Annotated in this window: 2 protein-coding genes; one reads left to right on the top strand and one right to left on the bottom strand. The window is 74.1% G+C overall.

All coding sequences use genetic code 11. The features are described from left to right. The coding region (locus HW577_RS24585; RefSeq protein ID WP_198378721.1) for a patatin-like phospholipase family protein at positions 1-1,137 on the top strand (1,137 nt) is incomplete at its 5' end. Positions 1,138-1,347: 210 nt separating this feature from the next. On the opposite strand, the gene HW577_RS24580 is transcribed toward HW577_RS24585, so the two are convergent. Continuing rightward, on the bottom strand, positions 1,348-1,737 hold a 390-nt coding region (locus HW577_RS24580; protein ID WP_198378720.1), incomplete at its 5' end, for a 23S rRNA (guanosine(2251)-2'-O)-methyltransferase RlmB.

The raw sequence follows: 1,737 nt of genomic DNA, 5'->3' as shown, positions 1-1,737 counted from the left end.
TGCGCGCTGCCGCCCCGGCTCGACGCCGTGCCGGCCGGCCGCTCGGGGCAGGCGCGCGTGCTCGGCCTGCCGAACGAACGCTTCCGCATCACCTCGGCCGAAGGCCAGGCGGGCTTCGAGCGGGAGGTGGTGGAAGCGCTCGCGCGCCGGCGCCGCGCGCTCGGCCTGCGGGAGGGCGCGACGGTGCCGGAGCTGAACCTGCTGGCCGTCTCCGGCGGCGGGGAGAACGGCGCCTTCGGCGCCGGGCTGCTCAATGGCTGGACCGCGCACGGCACGCGGCCTGGCTTCGACCTGGCGACGGGCGTTTCCACCGGGGCGCTGACCGCGCCCTTCGCCTATCTCGGCCCCGCCTGGGACCAGCCGCTGAAGGAGGTCTACACCGCCATCACGGTCGATCGCGTCCTGCGCCCACGCGGGCTGACCGCGGCCATCTTCAACGACGCGCTGGCCGATACCTCGCCGCTGTTCGACACCATCTCGACCTATCTCGACGCACGCATGCTCGCGGCCATCGCCGAGGCGCACGGGCAGGGGCGGCTGCTGATGATCGGCACCGCGGACATCGACGCCCAGGCGCCCGTGGTGTGGAACATCGGCGCCATCGCGGCCAGCGGGCATCCCCGTGCGCTCGACACGGTCCGGCGCATCCTGCTCGCCTCCGCCGCCATCCCCGGCGCCTTCCCCCCGGTGATGTTCGACGTGACGGTCGACGGCACGCCGCACCAGGAGATGCACGTCGATGGCGGCACCTTCGCGCAGGCCTTCCTCTATCCCGGCGCGGTCACCGCCGCGCGGCGCGCCGCGATGGCGCGCGGGCAGCGCGTGCAGCCTGCGCGCGCCTGGCTGATCCGCAACGGGCGGCTCGATTCCGAATGGGCGATGGTGAACCGGCGGGGCCTGAGCATCGCGGCGCGCGCGATTTCGAGCATGATCGCCGCGAGCGGCTTCAACGACGCGGTGCGGCTGTACTTCTTCGCCCAGCGCGACGGCGTGGACTTCAACCTCGCCTTCATCGGCAGCGACTTCACGCGGCAGCTCGAAAGCCCCTTCGAGCCGGAATTCATGCGCGCGCTGTACGACCATGGGTATGAGAAGGCGCGGGTTGGGTACGCCTGGGCGAAGACGCCGCCGATCTGAGGCGGGGGAGGGCGCTGCCCTCCTCCGGACCCCCACCCGCCAAAGGCCGAAAGGCCCTTGGAACCCGTCTGGGGAGGTGGCTCATCCGTGGGGCTCGAAGGCGCGGCCCCGCCCCGCCAAGGCCCCATCAAGTCCTGGTGTCCAGAGGCCTTTCGGCCTCTGGTGGGGTGGGGTCCGGGGAGGGGCAAGGCCCCTCTCCGGCGCCGCGCATCACCGCCGCACGATCTCGTACAGCGCCACCGCCGCGGCCGCCGCGACGTTCAGGCTCTCGACGCCCTCGGCCATCGGCAGCCGCACCAGCTCGTCGCAGGTCTCGCGCTGCAGGCGCCGCAGGCCGGAATCCTCGGCGCCGAGGACCAGCGCCACGCGCCGGTCGCGCGGCGCGGCCTCGGCCAGCGTGCGCGTGGCCTCCCCCGCCAGGCCCATCACCCAGAAGCCTGCCTTCTGCAGCGCGGCGATGGCGCGGGAGAGGTTCACCTCCCGCACCACGGGCACGATGTCGAGCGCGCCCGAGGCCGCGCGGGCCAGCGCGCCCGTCTCCGGCGGCGCGTGCCGGTCCTGCAGCACCACGCAGGCGGCGCCGAAGGCTGCGGCGGCGCG

The organism is Neoroseomonas rubea (assembly GCF_016106015.1).
In the GTDB taxonomy this organism is placed as follows: Bacteria; Pseudomonadota; Alphaproteobacteria; order Acetobacterales; family Acetobacteraceae; genus Neoroseomonas; species Neoroseomonas rubea.
This window is presented reverse-complemented; position numbering and strand designations above follow the sequence as displayed.